The organism is Myroides fluvii (assembly GCF_009792295.1).
In the GTDB taxonomy this organism is placed as follows: Bacteria; Bacteroidota; Bacteroidia; order Flavobacteriales; family Flavobacteriaceae; genus Flavobacterium; species Flavobacterium fluvii_A.
In genome coordinates, this window is record NZ_CP039934.1 from 1,544,028 (window position 1) to 1,560,704 (window position 16,677).

The following is a 16,677-nucleotide window of genomic DNA, read 5'->3' on the forward strand; positions in this document are numbered from 1 at the left end:
CGGGAATCCTTGGATTCCCGTTTTTTGTTATTTTTCTGCTTTGATAGCGATGTGTAATTCTTCTAATTGTTCGGGTCTAATTGCACTTGGAGCGTCAATCATCACGTCTCTTCCTGAATTGTTTTTAGGGAAGGCAATGAAGTCGCGAATCGTTTCTTGTCCTCCTAAAATAGCCACTAAACGGTCTAATCCGAAAGCTAATCCTCCATGCGGCGGTGCTCCATATTGGAAGGCATTCAATAAGAAACCAAATTGTTTTTCTGCTTCTTCTTTCGAGAAACCTAAGTGTTTAAACATCAATTCTTGGGTTGGTTTATCGTGAATACGAATAGAACCTCCCCCAATTTCATTTCCATTTAAAACCATATCATAGGCATTAGCACGTACTTTTCCTGGGTCAGTGTCTAATAAAGCGATATCTTCTTTCTTCGGTGAGGTGAAAGGGTGGTGCATCGCGAAATAACGTCCTGATTCTTCATCCCACTCGAATAATGGGAAATCAATCACCCATAGTGGAGCGAATTCATCCGCTTTTCTCAAGCCTAACTTATTTCCTAATTCCATACGAAGAGCACTTAATTGCGCTCTTGTTTTGTTTGCTGGTCCTGAAAGAACGAAGATGATATCTCCAGCTTGTGCACCTGTTACAGTAGCCCATTGTTTTAAATCCTCTTGGTCATAGAACTTATCTACAGAAGATTTGAAAGAACCATCGGTTTCACATTTACAATAAACCATACCTGAAGCTCCAACTTGGGGGCGTTTTACCCAATCAATTAAAGCGTCAATTTCTTTTCTTGTATAAGCAGCTCCACCTGGAACAGCAATTCCAACGACTAATTCAGCACTGTTGAAAACGCCAAATTCTTTGTGTTGTGCTACTGCATTTAATTCACCAAATTTCATTCCGAAACGAATATCTGGCTTGTCATTTCCATAGGTGCGCATCGCTTCTTCATAAGTCATACGTGGGAATTCGTCAATTTCAACACCGTGAATCGATTTCAGTAAGTGTTTCGTCATCCCTTCAAATGTATCCATCACATCTTCCTGATCAACGAAAGCCATTTCACAGTCGATTTGGGTAAATTCGGGTTGTCTATCTGCACGTAAATCCTCATCGCGGAAACATCTCACAATTTGGAAATAACGATCCATACCACCAACCATCAATAATTGTTTGAAGGTTTGTGGGGATTGAGGTAAAGCATAAAATTGACCAGGGTTCATACGTGAAGGTACAATGAAATCACGTGCTCCCTCAGGGGTAGAACTAATTAAATAAGGAGTTTCAACTTCACAAAAATCTTGAGCTGAAAGGTAATTTCTTACCTCTTGAGCTACTTTATGTCTGAAAAGTAAACTGTTTTTGACAGGATTTCTACGAATATCCAGGTAGCGATATTTCATTCGAATATCTTCTCCACCATCTGTTTCATCTTCAATAGTAAAAGGCGGAACACTTGATTCGTTTAAAATGGTTAGTGACTCAACTAAAATTTCGATATCCCCAGTTGGCATATTTGGATTTTTTGAAGCGCGTTCAATTACAATTCCCGTTACTTGAACTACATACTCACGACCTAAGTTTTTTGCCGTTTCAAAAACAGTTTTATCTGTTCTTTCCGCATCAAAGATCAATTGTGTTATGCCGTAACGATCGCGTAAGTCCACCCAAATCATAAAACCTTTATCGCGGTGTTTACTCACCCAACCTGAAAGGGTAACTGTTGTATTTATATCGGAAGCGCTTAAAGCTCCACAAGTATGAGTTCTATACATGGTAAAAATTATTTCTGCAAATTTATAAACTTATTGTGAATGGACCGTCTTTTGCCTCAAGAATGTAGTTGTAAACTATTGAATTTCTTGTGGCAAAGCTTCCTCTCTTTTTTTGAATTGAATAAATAGATAGGCTAACATAGCACCACAGATGGCCATTCCTGCGCCCACCCATTCAGGTGAATTATACCCTAATCCCATCGTAATGGGAATGCCTCCGAGAAAAGCACCGAGTGCATTACCTATATTGAAACAAGCCTGTCCTGCAGAGGCTGCTAACATTTCTGATCCTTTGGCATTTTTGATCAACAACATTTGTAAGGGAGATCCAATTGTAAAGGCAACTAATCCCGTTACTAATGACATAACATAAGCCATCCATTGAATGTGTACGGTATAGTAAACAACGATTAAACACAGCGCCATCAAAGTGAAGGAAAAGATAACGGCTTTAGCTGGAGAAAAAGTATCTGCAATTTTTCCTCCCACAAAATTACCGAGAAACATACCCAATCCGACTAAGGTCATGATAATAGGGATGTTGGCTTCAGGAATTAAGGCGATATTCGTCATCATGGGAGCAATATAGCTAATCCAAGCAAATAGTCCACCTGTTCCTATGGAAATTAAGGCAACTAATATCCACGCAATCGGCGTTTTGAAAAAGGCCATTTGCTTTTTGGTGTTTGTAGTGGTATCTGCTTGTAATTTGGGAATCCAAAAATAAATAGCAAGGGTAGTGATTACCCCTAAAGAAGCAATCAACGCGTAGGCTTCACGCCACGAATAGTGTTGTCCGATCCAAGTGCTCAAAGGAACACCTACTAAATTGGCTGTGGTTAATCCCGCAAACATAATGGAAACCGCTTGGGCTTCTTTTCCCTTTTGCGCCAATTGAGTGGCCACGACAGATCCCACGCCAAAAAAGGCGCCATGAGGTAATCCCGACATAAAACGCGTAGCGATTAGGATAGGATAAGAAGGGGATAGCACAAAAAGTACGTGGAACACGGAGAATAACAGCATCAAAGCCATTAATACTTTGTGCGGCGCAAATTTATTGGAAGACATCACCAATAAGGGAGCGCCAACGACCACACCAAGGGCATACGTTGCTATAAAATTTCCTGCTTTTGGAATGGATATTTGTAAGTCTTTTGCGATTTCAGGTAATAGTCCCATCATCGAAAATTCGGTCATACCGATGGCTAATCCACCAACAGCTAGGGCTAATAAGCTTTTATTCATTGAATATAGTTGTAAAATTTAATTATTCTTTTCCTCTTTCGTATTGGGGTGCCCACGGAATTTCAACTTGCAGTTGTTGTGCGGCTGTCATTACAAAATGAGGATCTCGTAAAAATTCGCGTGCAATAAAAAGCAGATCTGCTTCATTTTGCTGTAGGATTGCTTCGGCTTGAGGACCTGTTTTGATCTCGCCAACAGCTCCGACTACTAATGAAGTTTCGCTTTTAATAGCTGCAGCAAAGGGTACTTGGTAGTTCAATCCTGTTGTAATCTGTTGCTGTCTTACGCCACCGCCTGTACTTACGTCAATTACTTCTACGCCTTTTTCTTGTAAAATTTTAGCGAGTGCAACGCTTTCTTCAATCGTCCAACCTCCTTCTGACCAATCGGTTGCGGATATTCTAACCCACAAACTCTGGGTGGTTAAAATAGGCTGAATAGCCTCAATAATTTCGAGTAAGAAGCGAATTCTATTCTCAAAACTCCCGCCATATTCATCTAATCTGTTGTTGATTAAAGGAGAGAAAAATTGATGAATGAGGTAACCATGCGCTCCGTGTAATTCGATAATCTCATAACCCGCTTGTATCGAACGAATAGCCGCTTGTTTAAAAGCATCAATCGTTTGAAGGATATCTTCTTTTGTCAGCGCAACAGGGGGGTGATCTTTTTCATGAAATGGAATCGTCGACGGGGCTACCGTTTGCCAGCCATTAGTTTGATTAGGCGCAATTTGATCTCTCGTAATCCACGGTTTTTCACAACTGGCTTTGCGACCTGCATGTGCCAATTGAATACCGGGAATACAGTTTTGTTGCTTGATGAATTGCGTAATTTGCTGTAGTTTTTCAATATGTGCATCCGACCAAATACCCAAATCGCCATACGTAATTCGGCCTTCCGGTACAACAGCTGTTGCTTCTTGAATAATCGCAGCGGCCTGTCCAGTGGCAAATTGTCCTAAATGAACGAGATGCCAATCAGTAGCAAAGCCATCGATAGCTGTGTATTGACACATGGGGGAAACGACAATTCTATTTTTTAAGGTGTGATTCTTTAATTGAAGAGGGCTGAATAATTGACTCATAATCAGGTTTTTTGACGGAATTAATAAAAAAAGCTTACTGATCAGTAAGCCTTGTGATTATTTCAGTTGTACAAAAAGATTGTTGGCAATCTTCTTGGTGATGGTGATCTTAGTACCATTAATCTCAATCAAAAACGATTGGTCAAAAGGTTCAATTTCTAAAATGACAATCTCACTGCCTAAGGCGATTTTTTGCTTGTCCAAATACTGTAAAAATTCGGCCGAGGAATCTTTTACTCCTACGCAAATAACAACTTGTTGAATTTTTATTTCGGCTAATAGCTTTTTCTTGATTTGTTTAATTTCTCCTTTTGCGTTGGGAATCGGATCTCCATGTGGATCTTCCGTCGGAAATCCAAGATAAGCTTCTAATTTATTGATTAGCTTTTCGGATTTAATATGCTCGAGTTCTTCGGCTACATCGTGGACTTCATCCCAACTAAATCCCAACTTATCCACTAAAAATACTTCCCATAGACGATGTTTTCGCACAATCATTTTTGCCGCCAGAAGCCCTTCTGCAGTTAAGCGAACTCCCTGATACTTTTGATAGGTAACTAATTTCTTCTCATTCAATTTTTTAATCATATCAGTCACCGAAGAAGCTTTCGTCTCAATTCTTGCTGCAATAGCATTGGTAGAAATTCCGTCCTCCTCTCCTTGAGATAAATGGAAAATTGTTTTCAAATAGTTTTCTTCTGAATAAGTAAGCATGGAAATGGTTTTTATAAAATACAAATTTACAGCTTTTTTTATTTAAATAATATTTTTAGCTTTGCCTAAATTTTAATTTAATCTAATAGTAAATAATTTTTTATGCGTGTATTAATAAGTTTTTTGTTTCTTCTGGTTTTTGCTGACGCAGTTGAAGCTCAAACTATTCAGGGAAAGGTCACCTCTAAAGGTGGAGTTCTATCTTATGCGAGTGTGTCTATTGCCACAACTTCCAAAGGGACAACTACAGATGAGAATGGAAAATATAAAATAGAGGGTGTACAAGCTGGGAGTTACCTTGTACAAGCCGAATTTGTGGGTTTTAAAAAACTATCGAAGCGTGTTGCTGTGAAAGAGAATCAAGTGGTGACGTTGCATTTCGATTTAGAAGAAGATTCGAGTTTAGAAGAAATTGTAATTTCAGGATCATTAAAACCCGTTTTAAAATCAGATGCGGTAACTCCAGTTGAGATTTACACGCCAGCGTTTTTTGAAAAGAACCCGACTGCGAATTTATTTGATGCGGTTCAGATGATTAACGGAGTACAACCTCAGTTAAACTGCAATGTGTGTAATACGGGCGATATTCACATCAATGGAATGGAAGGACCTTATACGATGATTTTGATTGATGGAATGCCTATTGTGTCTTCACTTTCAACTGTTTATGGGTTGTTTGGTATTCCAACGAGCATGATTGAACGCGTAGAAGTAGTAAAGGGCCCCGCTTCTTCTCTCTATGGAACCGAAGCGATGGGAGGGATTATTAACGTGATTACCAAAGATCCTGAACACGCTGCTAAATTAAGTGTGGATGCCTTTACCACAACTTGGTTGGAGAATAATGTAGACTTAGGGGCAGGTTATAAATTGGGCAAAAAAGTCAACGGTTTATTTGGTGGAAACTACTTCAAGTTCGGAGAGCGAAAAGATAAGAACGGCGATGGATTTACCGATGTAACCCAACAAGAACGCGTTTCTTTATTTAATAAGTTTAGTCTGAAACGCCCAGAGAATCGCCTGGCTAGTTTGGCGTTGCGCTATGTGTATGAAGACCGTTGGGGAGGAGAAACCAATTGGAATCGCAAGAAACACCGCGGTAGTGAGGAAGTGTATGCAGAAAGTATTTTTACCAATCGATTTGAGGCAATTGGAATGTATCAATTGCCAACAACAGAAAATATTTATACCCAGTTTTCCTATATCTACCACAATCAAAATTCGATGTATGGACCAGAATCGTATGATGCCAAACAGCAGGTAGCTTTTGCACAGGCGTATTGGGATAAGACCATAGGCAACCACAGTTTGTTGGTAGGAGGGTCGTTTAAATATACGTATTACGATGACAATACCAGAGCAACAGGGATTTACGACGAACAGGGTTTGGTAAAAAATCAACCGCAAGAAACGCCAATTCCCGGACTTTTTGTGCAGGATGAGTGGTCGCTAAATAAACAAAATAAGGTATTGCTAGGGTATCGTTTTGATTATGATCAAACCCATGGTGGAATTCACTCACCTCGTGTAGGGTATAAATTCGCACCGAATTCCAATCACGCGTTGCGTGCGAGTTTTGGAACTGGGTTTAGAGTCGTAAACGTATTTACAGAAGATCACCGTGCCTTAACAGGTGCTAGAGAAGTGGTTTTTGCAGAGGCTTTGGATCCGGAAAAATCGTACAATGTCAATTTGAATTATACGGTTAAAGTACCGACAAACTTTGGAGCATTTAATTTTGATGTCAATGGATTCTATACCTATTTCACCAATAAGATTGATGCTGATACCGATACCGATCAGTACAAAATTATCTACGCCAATTTGGATGGACATGCTATTTCCAAAGGAATTTCTTTGAATATGGATGTGGCCTTTGATTTTCCGTTGAAATTAATGGCGGGGGCAACTTATATGGAGGTATATCGCAAGGAAGATGGAGTGCGTGAAGAGATTTATCACTCGCCCAAATGGTCGGGTAATGTGTTGGCAAGTTATAATTTTGGTCGTGGTTTTTCAGCTGACTTAACGGCCGATTGGAAAGGACCAATGCGATTGCCTCGCGTAGAAAATGATTATAGACCGGAATATTCCCCTTGGACCGTTATCGCTAATATACAGGTAACGAAGAAATTCGGAAATAATTTCCAAGTATATGGAGGAGTGAAGAATTTATTCAATACGCTTCCGAAAGAAGATACCATTGCAAGATGGTGGGATCCGTTTGGAGAACCAGGGAATGGGGTTACCCCTCCTCCAGGAAGAACAGATGTGATCTTTGAACCCAATGATTATAGCTATACCGCTTTACAAGGAATTAGAGGTTTTATCGGCGTTCGCTATAGTATTTTTTAAATGAGTTCGCCCATGAGAAGGTTAAGTAGAGGCAAGGGATTTGTTTTTAGTTTGTTGATTTTGTTCGTTGTGGGAATGACTAAAATTCAGGCACAGGAAGTTGCGTTTTCAACGCTAGAAAAGAAGATGCAAGTGGAAGCAAAACCCATCGTTGTATTTCTACATACGAATTGGTGTAACTATTGTGCGCTGATGAAGAAGAAAACCTTTGCCAATGAAAAGGTACAACTAGCTTTAGAAGAAAAAGTCTATTTTATTTCGTTTGATGCAGAATCGAAGGAAAGTATTCGCTTTAAAAATAAAGATTTTGTGTTTAAGAAGAAAGGACTCCAATCGGGGGTGCATGAATTAGCAGAAGCCTTAACGTCTCAAAATGCTTATCCCGCTCTGGTCGTTTTAAATAAAAACTATGAAATTATATACCAACAGTATGCGTACGTTGGGCCAAAAGAAATGCTTCAATTGTTGAAAGCATTGTAGGAGACTACGTGTTATTTTTCTTTAAAAGCACTGTAAATCAAGGTGATTTACGGTGCTTTTTTTATTCTATTCAAATAAAATAATATTGAAAACTAATAAATTAGTTTGGTAACTAAAATTTTAGTTATATGTTTGTTTTACTCAAAAGCAATAAAAATGGAAAAATTAACCAACAAAGAAGAAGAGATTATGCACATCCTTTGGAAGCTCCAAAAAGGATTTATTAATGATATACTTGCAGAAATGCCAGAACCCAAACCTCATTATAATACGCTATCTACCTTAGTTCGCATTCTCGAAGAAAAAGGAGTAGTGGCCTATAAAGCGTATGGAAAATCACATCAATATTATCCCGTGGTTACGATGGAAGCCTATCGATCGATGTTTATGGAGGAAACCATGCAAAAGTATTTCGATAATTCGTTTAGTAATTTGGTAAACTTTTTTGTCAAGGATAAACAAGTTTCACAAAAAGAATTAAATGAGATTCTTTCGATCATCGAAAAAAACAAACAGTAGTAATCCTTTAAAAAAGTAAAAGCGTATGACTCCTTTTATTCTTTATCTGCTAAAAGCGAATGGGTTATTGTTGCTGATTCTCGTTTTTTATCTCTTGTTTTTGAGAAAGGAAACGTTTTTTGTAGCAATTCGCTATTATTTTTTAATAGGAATTGCGCTGAGCCTTATATTGCCTTTGCTCAGTTATACGAAAACAGTCTATGTTGAGCAAACGATGGATTGGTCTTTGCTTCTCAATCAAATGAATGAGGTTCCTGATGGAGCAATGCAGCAAAGCTTTTTTGAACAGGTGGACTTTGTTGCGTTACTACCTTATGTGTTTGGAGGAATTACCTTTGTAATAGGATTCTTCTTTTGCGGTACAATATTGGGGTTGATTCGCCATATTAAGCAATTGCAACTTTGGAAAGTACAGACTAATATTAAAGTGGATCACACCACACAAGAGGCGTATTCGTTTTGGAATTGGATTGTATTACCTTCTAATTACAAAGAAATAGGTGCATTGGAGACAATCATTCAACATGAACACATCCACGTGCAACAGAAGCATACATTGGATCTTTTAGTTGTTCAATTAGTGCGTCGCATTTTTTGGTTTAATCCTTTTTTATTGCTTTTAGAGCGAGTAGTTCGCCTCAATTTAGAATATATCGTCGATCAAGAAGTAACCGCACTACAAAATCGATATGACTATCAAATGACTTTGGTGCAGTTTGAACAAACCAAAACTACATCCCTTTCTTTAGTGAACTCTTTTAGATCTTCAGATTTAAAAAAGAGAATCATCATGTTAAACCAACCCAAATCTAAAAATATGAAAAAATCAAAATTTGTTTTATGTCTACCCTTAGCGGTGGGATTCTTTTTGCTTTTTCAAGTACATACGAAGGCAGAAATTCGCTTTGTGAATCAGGAAACAGCCACTACAAAACAAGAACCAGAAAAAATGCAAAAAGCAAGTGGAACGACAATCCTAAGCAATAATGGAGAGGAAGTAAACACAGCTCAAAAAGAGGTACTGGATGATTTGATACAAAAGGCAAAAGAGGGAAGGACCGCTGGAGAAACAGCAGAGGCCAATCAAAGGGGGGAGGGTTCCATTTATGTTACGACAAATGATCCTTCAGGAAAAATCAAGATGACAATGAATGGAAAAGAACTGACAGAAGAAGAACATCGTTTGCACACAGAAAAAAGAAGGGCAGAAGGCACGATTCAAACCTATACGTTTACAAGCACGGGAACTGATTCAAAGACTCGTATTGTCATTAATGGGAAAGAATATACTATGGAAGATTTTGCGAAAATAGGAAAGGAAATCAATGGAGATGAAATTTCGTATACTATAGATAGAGAAACACTGCTGAGAGATGCTCAAAGAACAAAAGAGGAAACGAAGAAGAAGAAAGAGAATCTAAAAAGAGAAATGGAGCAAGCAAGAAGGGAAATGGAAGAATCTCGAAAGGAAATGGAAAAGTCAAGAAAAGATATGGAAGCTTCTCGAAAAGACATGGAAAAATCCTGGAAAGAAAAGGAGAAATTGAGAAAGCAAGAATTAGAGCAAATAAAGGATAAATTAATTATCTACAATGGAAAGGAAATGTCCTTGGAAGAATTGGAAAAAATAAGTCCTACTGGATTGGGTGGTGGAAATATCAAGATCTACAGCACAGAAGAAAGTATCGAAAAATATGGAGACAAAGGAAAAAATGGAGTTATCGTTGTGACTTCTGGCACAAATCAAGTGCAAAGAATTGATGCAAGAGGAAAAACAATAAATACGGTTTCCTTTTCATCTATGCCGGATAATGAAATATCAATACTTTATGTTGTGGATGGTAAAAGAATTAAACCGAGTGAGCTGAGTACAATTAAATCCGAAGAGATTGAAAGTATGAATGTCTTAAAAGGAGAAATGGCAAAAGAAAAATATGGAAAAGAAGGAGAAAATGGGGTAATTGAGATTATTAAAAAGAAATAGAGTATTACTTTTAAATTGGATACGTTAGTTAAATAAGGCTTTCAACTTTAGTTGGAGGCCTTGTTTAGTTAGAAGGCAAAGCGAATCGAGACCATGAGCTGTCGTGGTCTTATTGGCGTTTGCATCACATTTGTCATCATATCATTGACGATGACCTGACTGTATTCCTTATAATTAAAAATATTGGTCCAAGCGAGTTCCAAATCAATTTTGCGTTTGGAAAAAGTATAGCGATAGATTAAATCTACAAAGGTGTTGCTGAACGATTGTTGTTGGATGTGATCTTCTTGATACGCAAGTGTAGTAAGTAAAGTATGTTGGGCAAAAGGCAGTAAACCCAAGGTCGCATCATGGGTTATTTTAGTGCTACTGGAAGAAGAAAAATCTTTGTTTTGGACTTGTTGATAGGCAAAGGAATAATCAATATTCAACCAAGTAAAAGAGGTGTTGGACAAACTGAATCGATAGCTGTTTTGATGGATTCTTACTGTATTATGCGCTTGATTAATTAACATTGGATTTTTATTTCTACTATGTGAAAAACTTCCTTTTAAGATTGTGCTAATTGGTTCAATCAACTTGTTGATATTTAGTTCTAAGCGTTGTGTTATTTGGGTGTTATTTTGTTCAATAGCGCGAATAACTTGTTGCCCATTTTCGCCAATTTCTTGAGCAAATAAAATAGGATTCTGTTGTTCAATATATGCTAGATTAAAATAGGCAAACCACCCCGTAAAGGGATCTTTAAAGTTGGTTTCAATTTTACTCGTAAAGTGATGACTTGGTAGAATGCGATTGGTATAAGCGCTAAAATTTAATTCATTGAGTACAGTAGAAGAATACAGTTGATTTAGTGGTGTGAAAACACTGGTATACCCTATGTTTCCTTTGAATGTCCAGTATAAAGAGGCAACATATTGCGCATAAAAAGTGGGAGAAAGAAATAATTTGCGATTGCTATCACGCTGGTCTCTTTCTTTGTCTATCAGCGATACGGTGGTCCAATCTAAAGGAAGATTGAGGTTAAAGGACCAACGTTTCGCTTTGAAATTGATTCTGGAATGTAAGGCATTACTGCTCGTTTGATAATGCAGTTGATTGTGGTAATCTCCAGGGATAGGAATCCAAAAATCAGTTTCATTTCCATACAAACCCGTATTGACATGCGTTTGTTGGAAGGTAAAGTTATATTCTTCAGAAAAAGTCCAAGCATGCTGCCTCCAAACATAGGCTATAGCATTTTTTGTATAGAATGATTGATTATCATAGTGTTGTGATAAGGATTGGTAAGTGGATAAATCTGGATTATCTAAATTAAAAAGTGCAGTTGGAGAAGCGGAATACGCTTCTTTGCTGTTTGAAAAATCTAGGAGAGAACGAAAATTAATCCAATGCTTTTCCGTTAAAGGAATAAGGGTACTCAACGTATTTTGCAATTGAAAAATAGGAGCGTTTACTTTTTGCTGAATCAAATTTTCTGGTGTATTGACCACCAAATCCCCCCTTGTTTTATCTTTTGATACGCGGATTGTCGTTTTGTTTTTGGTATAGTTTTGTTTTTTATTTTGTGTTACGGTCAATTCAGCATGAAAGATTTCTTTTGCCGCATGACTAGCGGTTGTTCTTTGATATGTTATGGGCTCAGAGGTACCAAGTGTTGGATTTAGATAGTGTATGGTTGTGGTTTGTACTCGATCATCAGCATCATTATTTTCATTTAAATAATAGAAGGTTCCTGTAAGTTCCCAATTGCTTCTGAGTTTTTGCAGTACATTTAGATTCCCTAAATGACTTGTATTAAACCAATAGCGATTCTGCTTGATCGAAGGATCAGTATTAGTGGCTAGTTGTAGAAAAGGCGTGTTGGTTGAGGAATATAAAAAAGTATCGTACTCTTGAAACGTATACAACTGCTGCATTTTAGTAGTTAAGGTTTGTCCTGTATTGTTGGTTTCATAACTAGCGAGCGTTTGAAAATTTTGACTAAAGAACATTGGAGAAAGAGCAACATCCCAAAGAAAAGGAGTAAATCCTCCACCAATTTTGGCTGTACCTGCACGACTTACTTTGTTTTTTAAACGAATATTTAAAGCAGGTTTACCTGTTGCAACCTTGCCATCCAACATTTTGATGGGTTGATGATCTTCATAAACCTCTACCCGACTAATATCGTCTGGTGAAATGGCTTTGGTAACCGCGGAATAACGCCCTTTCATCAAATCCAACCCTTCTACGTAAAATCGATTGATATTTTCTCCTTGATACTTGATTTGACCTGATGCGCTAACTTCTATACCAGGAAGTCGTTTCAAGACATCTTCTAAGACGCGATCGGTTTTGGTAGCAAAAGATTCTACGCGATAGCTGAGGGTATCGTTTCGCTGAGTAATTGGAGAAGGTTTAATGAAAATTTCTTCTAGTACGGTTTGCTGTTCTTTTAAGGTGAGTGTGAGATAAGAAACAGGAAATACTAAAGCATGGTGATATAGCGCATAATCAAGATGTTGAATGCGCAGGTTGAGGTTTGGACTAGGTGTAAGTAACGACATTTCAAAAACCCCTGCTGTATTGGATTGTGTATATTGAATCACTTCTTCAGTTTCTGCTTTTACAAGGGAGATGATGGCTCCTTCAATAGGCGTGTTTGCTTGATCTACCACTTTTCCTTGAATGCGCTCTTGTCCAACGGCAACTAGACTTGCTAGAAGAAAGGTACATAAAATAAGAGAGTTGTGAATAAAATGGGGCATAAATAGTAAGTGGATAAAAAGGAATGTTTAGAATAAAATGAAAAACAGTCTTTTGTTTTTTAATTTATTGAACTTTATAAATTGGATTCGAACGAAGGCCTATTTTTACATCAAATTCTGCTGGTACTGTTTCAGCATTTTTGGGATTCATTTCAATTAAGTTATCTTTATATGTTTTGTTTTGCTGAATTTTCAAGGCCTTGACATATTGTTCCTCTGTGATTTCTATTTCCAACTCTTTAGGGTTTATTATTTCCCAATTGTCAATTTTTATTTTTTCATTATTGAGAAGCTCAAATACATAATGTTGCTCATCATCCCAGGCTTTAACCACAAAACCAGGTAGGTTTTTAAATTTATAAGGCCCTTCAATTAAGGGAATAGCTGTAGTGAAGAAGACATTCCAATATCGGCCTTCAAAGAACGTAGTCGCTTTTTGAACAGTATAGCTGTTCCATTGCTCTGTACCTGGTTCTATTTTCCAGATTAGATCGTTTATTGATTTTTTATAAATGTAGGTTGTTCTCCATATTTTACTAGTGCTAGCTAAGATTCCGTTAGAATAAAAAACGGTAAAATTTGTTTTAGGACGATAAGTGGAAAGAATTTGCATGAGTTCATCTTGGTTTTTTACAGTAGCTGCACCTCGCTTTCTTTCTAATAGCGCTAATTCGAGAAAACGCGAGGATTGTGTAGAATCAATATCTAATATAAATACGCTTTCGTCTATCTTTTGAGGTTGTGTTTTATCTGAGACAATTTTACCAGAATAGTTATAACGCATAATTGTTTTTTGCTGAGCATAAGAACAAATGGTCAACATAAAAGCGAGAGTTGCTAAAAGTGATTTTTTCATCATAGTAGATTTAAGGTTAATAAAAAAAAACAGCGTGTAAAAACACGCTGGATTTGTCGAGTTTTTACCCGCAGACATAATGGTCTACATATTCAACATCTTCTTGAATTTGGTCAAATGAAGAATTTTCTTCAGCACAATAAGTTGTTCCACCTCCACAAGAAAAATAAACAGGAAAACAATTGGCGAAACTTGTTGTAGATAGCGCAAAAAGCGATAAGACTAGTACAATTTTTTTCATCTTCTAGTTGTTCAGTATTTTCTCCCTGTTCCCGGTTTAAGTTGGTTTTTAAGGTGAAATTAAATTAGGAAAAGGAGAAATCAAAAGGTATAATTGAATGTTTAATGCATTAAGGGATAGGAGTTTGAAATGTTAATTTTATAAAAAAAAAGGCTTTCAATCTAGTTTGAAAGCCTTTTTAAGTTGATTGGAGAATGCCCTGGATGAGCTGTACTTCTCGCGTTCGAATTTCATCTAAGAGATGGGGGATGTGATTGACGATAAGAATTCCTTTAGTCTTGTTTTTTTGTTGTAAAACAGCAAGAAGCTGTTCTTGAAGGATGGGGGATAGCCCCGCGAAAGGTTCATCTAATAAAATAAAAGGTTGAGGTAGTTCAAGTACAAATAGCGTTTGTATAAGCTGTTGAATGCCCGTTGAAAAATGAGAAATTGGATGGTTTAACTGTGTTTTAAAATCAGGCCACTCCCAATACTGTTTGGGCAATACAGCTCGGAGGCGCAGGTGTTTGGGGAAAAAGCCAAATTGTGGTTTTAATGCAAAATAACGTTGTAAGTGGTTGGAATTACGAATGAGCTTTTGATCGATTTTGAGGTGCATATGTTGCGGTTTTTTGGTGCCAAATAGCACCTCGAGGAAGGTTGATTTTCCCGCTCCATTGGAACCGGTTAACTCAATGAGCTCTCCCGTTTGCATTTGAAAGTAGATGTTGTTGAGTATCGTTTTGTGATTGATCTGATACACAAGACTATCTATATACAAGGTTGACATGGTTAGCGCAATTTAAATGTGGAAATCAGAAAAGCGAGTAGTAAGTTGCTTCCCAATAAGGTAAAGACAAGATGGCGCGGTTGCCATCCTTTGTTTTTGAAAAAGTACAGCTCGTATTGGCGAAATGTCCAAAAATAAAGGAGCGCAAGAAAAGTGCCTAGCATGGCCGGGATGCACCACCAAATAACGGTTGTCCAGGCGAGGGGTACTGTCACTATAAAGGACAGTAGGTAGTAGGGATAGAGAATTTGAATCGTTTTTACCATAGAGAACAAATTGTAACCTAAGGTATTCGTTTTTATCGGGATAAATTCGTTTTGATTGCAAATTTTAACTAAAGAAAAGGAACGTATATGCGCTTTCTACTTGCATATTTTCCTTTAGATTAACGGTTTATGCTGAGGTTTTCACACCGAAAAAACCAATCGAAATGGCAGAATGTAAATCCAGAAGCAAAGCGTTTAGTTTCAATTGTTTTATTTATATTTGTCAGTAAACTAATAACAACAATATGGATAAAATGTTACAGCCAGCGCATTCAGGCGTTGCATATTTAGCATTGATTTTTTTGATTATCGTAGTCATTAATGCTTTTGTAGGATTAAGCTCTAAAAAAGAGTTTACAGAGAAAGATCGCAAATTAGGTTTGATAGGGTTAATCTTCTGTCATATTCAATTATTGTTAGGGATTATCTTGTATTTCGTTTCGCCTTTAGTACAGAGCTTTGGTGTAGCAATGAAAGATTCTACCTTGAGATTGTACGCTTTAGAGCACCCACTAATTAACATCATTGCAATTGCGCTGATTACAATTGGATGGTCAAAACACAAAAAGACAACCGATAGCAACAAGAAATTTAAAATGTTCGCTATTTTCTATACGATTGGTTTGGTATTAATCTTATCTAGAATTCCTTGGAAAGTTTGGTTTGCATAATCACAACTTAAATGATACAAAAAGAGAGCCATGCTCTCTTTTTTCATTTTGGTACACTTCTTGTTTTGAAATAGTATCTATTTTTAGAAACGAAAGACATGAAATATTTTCAATATATAATTTTTGCCTTAGCAATCTTCACCCTATCGAGTTTTGAAGAGGCAGGAAAGCTGAAAGAAAAAAACAAACCCGCTGCTGTTAGTATGGGACAAGTAGTAGATACTGTAGCTACATTAGATTTACCTATCATTGAGGAAGATTCTATTGTAATGGCAGAGGTGGAAGAGGATTCATTTGAAGTAATAAATGATGAAACAAAAGCGTCATACTATCACGATAAATTCTCAGGAAGAAAGACGGCTAGTGGGGAGATATTCGATAATTCGAAATACACGGCAGCCCATAAAACATTGCCTTTCGGAACAAAGATTAAAGTAACAAACCTTAAAAATAAACGTTCTGTGGTGCTGACTGTAACGGATCGTGGCCCTTTCACCAAAGGACGTACGGTTGATCTTTCAAAACGAGCGTTTATGGACTTGACAGATAATTTAGGACGTGGGGTCTTAGATGTGAAGGTAGAACGTATGATAGAAGATATTCAGTAAGGGTTTAGTCGTTTTTTTAGTTGTGTAGAATGGTCCAAATGCTTTACTTCAACTAAATAAAAATGCCCCATTGAATAACCGCATTTGCTTTTCAAGAAGAATAAAAACCTAAAGTGTTGTTATTCAATTAGTAGAAAAGTGTGTAAGGATAGTGTGGAAAATTTCCACAAGTCGAGGATGTGCACCGCACATCTTTTTTTTTGGCCTTTGCCGAAAAGTTTAAAAGATGATTTTTTTTAAAAAAAATTGAAAACTCTTATTTTGGAATAAAATAAGGCGGAATTAGTATCTCCAAAATCGTTTTGTAAGAGTAGAAACCTTTCTTTTACAGACGTTTCAAACCAAAA

The 16,677-nt window shown here is 37.2% G+C and carries 14 protein-coding genes; 6 read left to right on the forward strand and 8 right to left on the reverse strand.

The annotated features are described in order from the left end of the window. Positions 1-27 precede the first annotated feature (27 nt). The 4 genes from aspS to FBR08_RS07085 form a co-directional block, all read right to left on the reverse strand. Positions 28-1,782, reverse strand: coding sequence for an aspartate--tRNA ligase (gene aspS / locus FBR08_RS07070; protein ID WP_158962084.1), 1,755 nt, complete (start codon positions 1,780-1,782; stop codon positions 28-30). 75 nt (positions 1,783-1,857) lie between these two features. Next, on the reverse strand, positions 1,858-3,030 hold the full coding sequence (locus tag FBR08_RS07075) for an MFS transporter (RefSeq protein WP_158962085.1): 1,173 nt from the start codon (positions 3,028-3,030) through the stop codon (positions 1,858-1,860). 22 nt (positions 3,031-3,052) lie between these two features. Further along, positions 3,053-4,117 carry an NADH:flavin oxidoreductase/NADH oxidase gene (locus tag FBR08_RS07080; RefSeq protein ID WP_158962086.1) on the reverse strand — a complete coding sequence of 355 codons (1,065 nt, stop codon included), beginning with the start codon at positions 4,115-4,117 and terminating at the stop codon, positions 3,053-3,055. Between the two features lie 57 nt (positions 4,118-4,174). Next, a complete protein-coding gene (locus FBR08_RS07085) occupies positions 4,175-4,831 on the reverse strand; it encodes a metal-dependent transcriptional regulator (protein WP_158962087.1) in 657 nt (218 codons plus the stop codon). 102 nt (positions 4,832-4,933) lie between these two features. On the opposite strand from FBR08_RS07085, the gene FBR08_RS07090 reads away from it, so the two are divergent. The 4 genes from FBR08_RS07090 (at position 4,934) to FBR08_RS07105 (ending at position 10,169) form a co-directional block, all read left to right on the forward strand. Then, the gene (locus FBR08_RS07090) at positions 4,934-7,186 is read left to right on the forward strand and encodes a TonB-dependent receptor (RefSeq protein WP_158962088.1); all 2,253 of its coding nucleotides are present in this window, start codon (positions 4,934-4,936) and stop codon (positions 7,184-7,186) included. 12 nt (positions 7,187-7,198) lie between these two features. Beyond that, complete coding sequence (locus FBR08_RS07095; RefSeq protein ID WP_158962089.1) at positions 7,199-7,666, forward strand: thioredoxin family protein; 468 nt, start codon at positions 7,199-7,201, stop codon at positions 7,664-7,666. Positions 7,667-7,822: 156 nt separating this feature from the next. Continuing rightward, positions 7,823-8,185 (forward strand): BlaI/MecI/CopY family transcriptional regulator, encoded by a 363-nt coding sequence (locus FBR08_RS07100; RefSeq protein ID WP_199268640.1) that lies wholly within the window; start codon positions 7,823-7,825, stop codon positions 8,183-8,185. A 25-nt stretch (positions 8,186-8,210) separates the two neighbouring features. Continuing rightward, complete coding sequence (locus FBR08_RS07105; protein WP_158962091.1) at positions 8,211-10,169, forward strand: M56 family metallopeptidase; 1,959 nt, start codon at positions 8,211-8,213, stop codon at positions 10,167-10,169. A 68-nt stretch (positions 10,170-10,237) separates the two neighbouring features. Here the strand turns inward: FBR08_RS07105 and FBR08_RS07110 are convergent, their stop codons facing one another. From FBR08_RS07110 to FBR08_RS07125, 4 genes are all read right to left on the reverse strand, one after another. Then, entirely contained in the window at positions 10,238-12,919 is a 2,682-nt protein-coding gene (locus FBR08_RS07110) for a TonB-dependent receptor (protein ID WP_158962092.1), read from the reverse strand. 64 nt (positions 12,920-12,983) lie between these two features. Continuing rightward, positions 12,984-13,778 (reverse strand): GLPGLI family protein, encoded by a 795-nt coding sequence (locus tag FBR08_RS07115; RefSeq protein WP_233266278.1) that lies wholly within the window; start codon positions 13,776-13,778, stop codon positions 12,984-12,986. Between the two features lie 61 nt (positions 13,779-13,839). Beyond that, positions 13,840-14,016, reverse strand: a complete 177-nt coding sequence (locus FBR08_RS07120; RefSeq protein WP_158962093.1) for a hypothetical protein — start codon at positions 14,014-14,016, stop codon at positions 13,840-13,842. A gap of 178 nt (positions 14,017-14,194) precedes the next feature. Next, positions 14,195-14,785 carry an ATP-binding cassette domain-containing protein gene (locus FBR08_RS07125; protein WP_158962094.1) on the reverse strand — a complete coding sequence of 197 codons (591 nt, stop codon included), beginning with the start codon at positions 14,783-14,785 and terminating at the stop codon, positions 14,195-14,197. 511 nt (positions 14,786-15,296) lie between these two features. Here FBR08_RS07125 and FBR08_RS07130 point away from each other — a divergent pair. Together FBR08_RS07130 and FBR08_RS07135 are read left to right on the forward strand one after the other, a co-directional pair. Beyond that, a complete protein-coding gene (locus tag FBR08_RS07130; RefSeq protein ID WP_158962095.1) occupies positions 15,297-15,722 on the forward strand; it encodes a hypothetical protein in 426 nt (141 codons plus the stop codon). Positions 15,723-15,820: 98 nt separating this feature from the next. Continuing rightward, a complete protein-coding gene (locus tag FBR08_RS07135) occupies positions 15,821-16,330 on the forward strand; it encodes a septal ring lytic transglycosylase RlpA family protein (RefSeq protein ID WP_158962096.1) in 510 nt (169 codons plus the stop codon). Positions 16,331-16,677 lie beyond the last annotated feature (347 nt).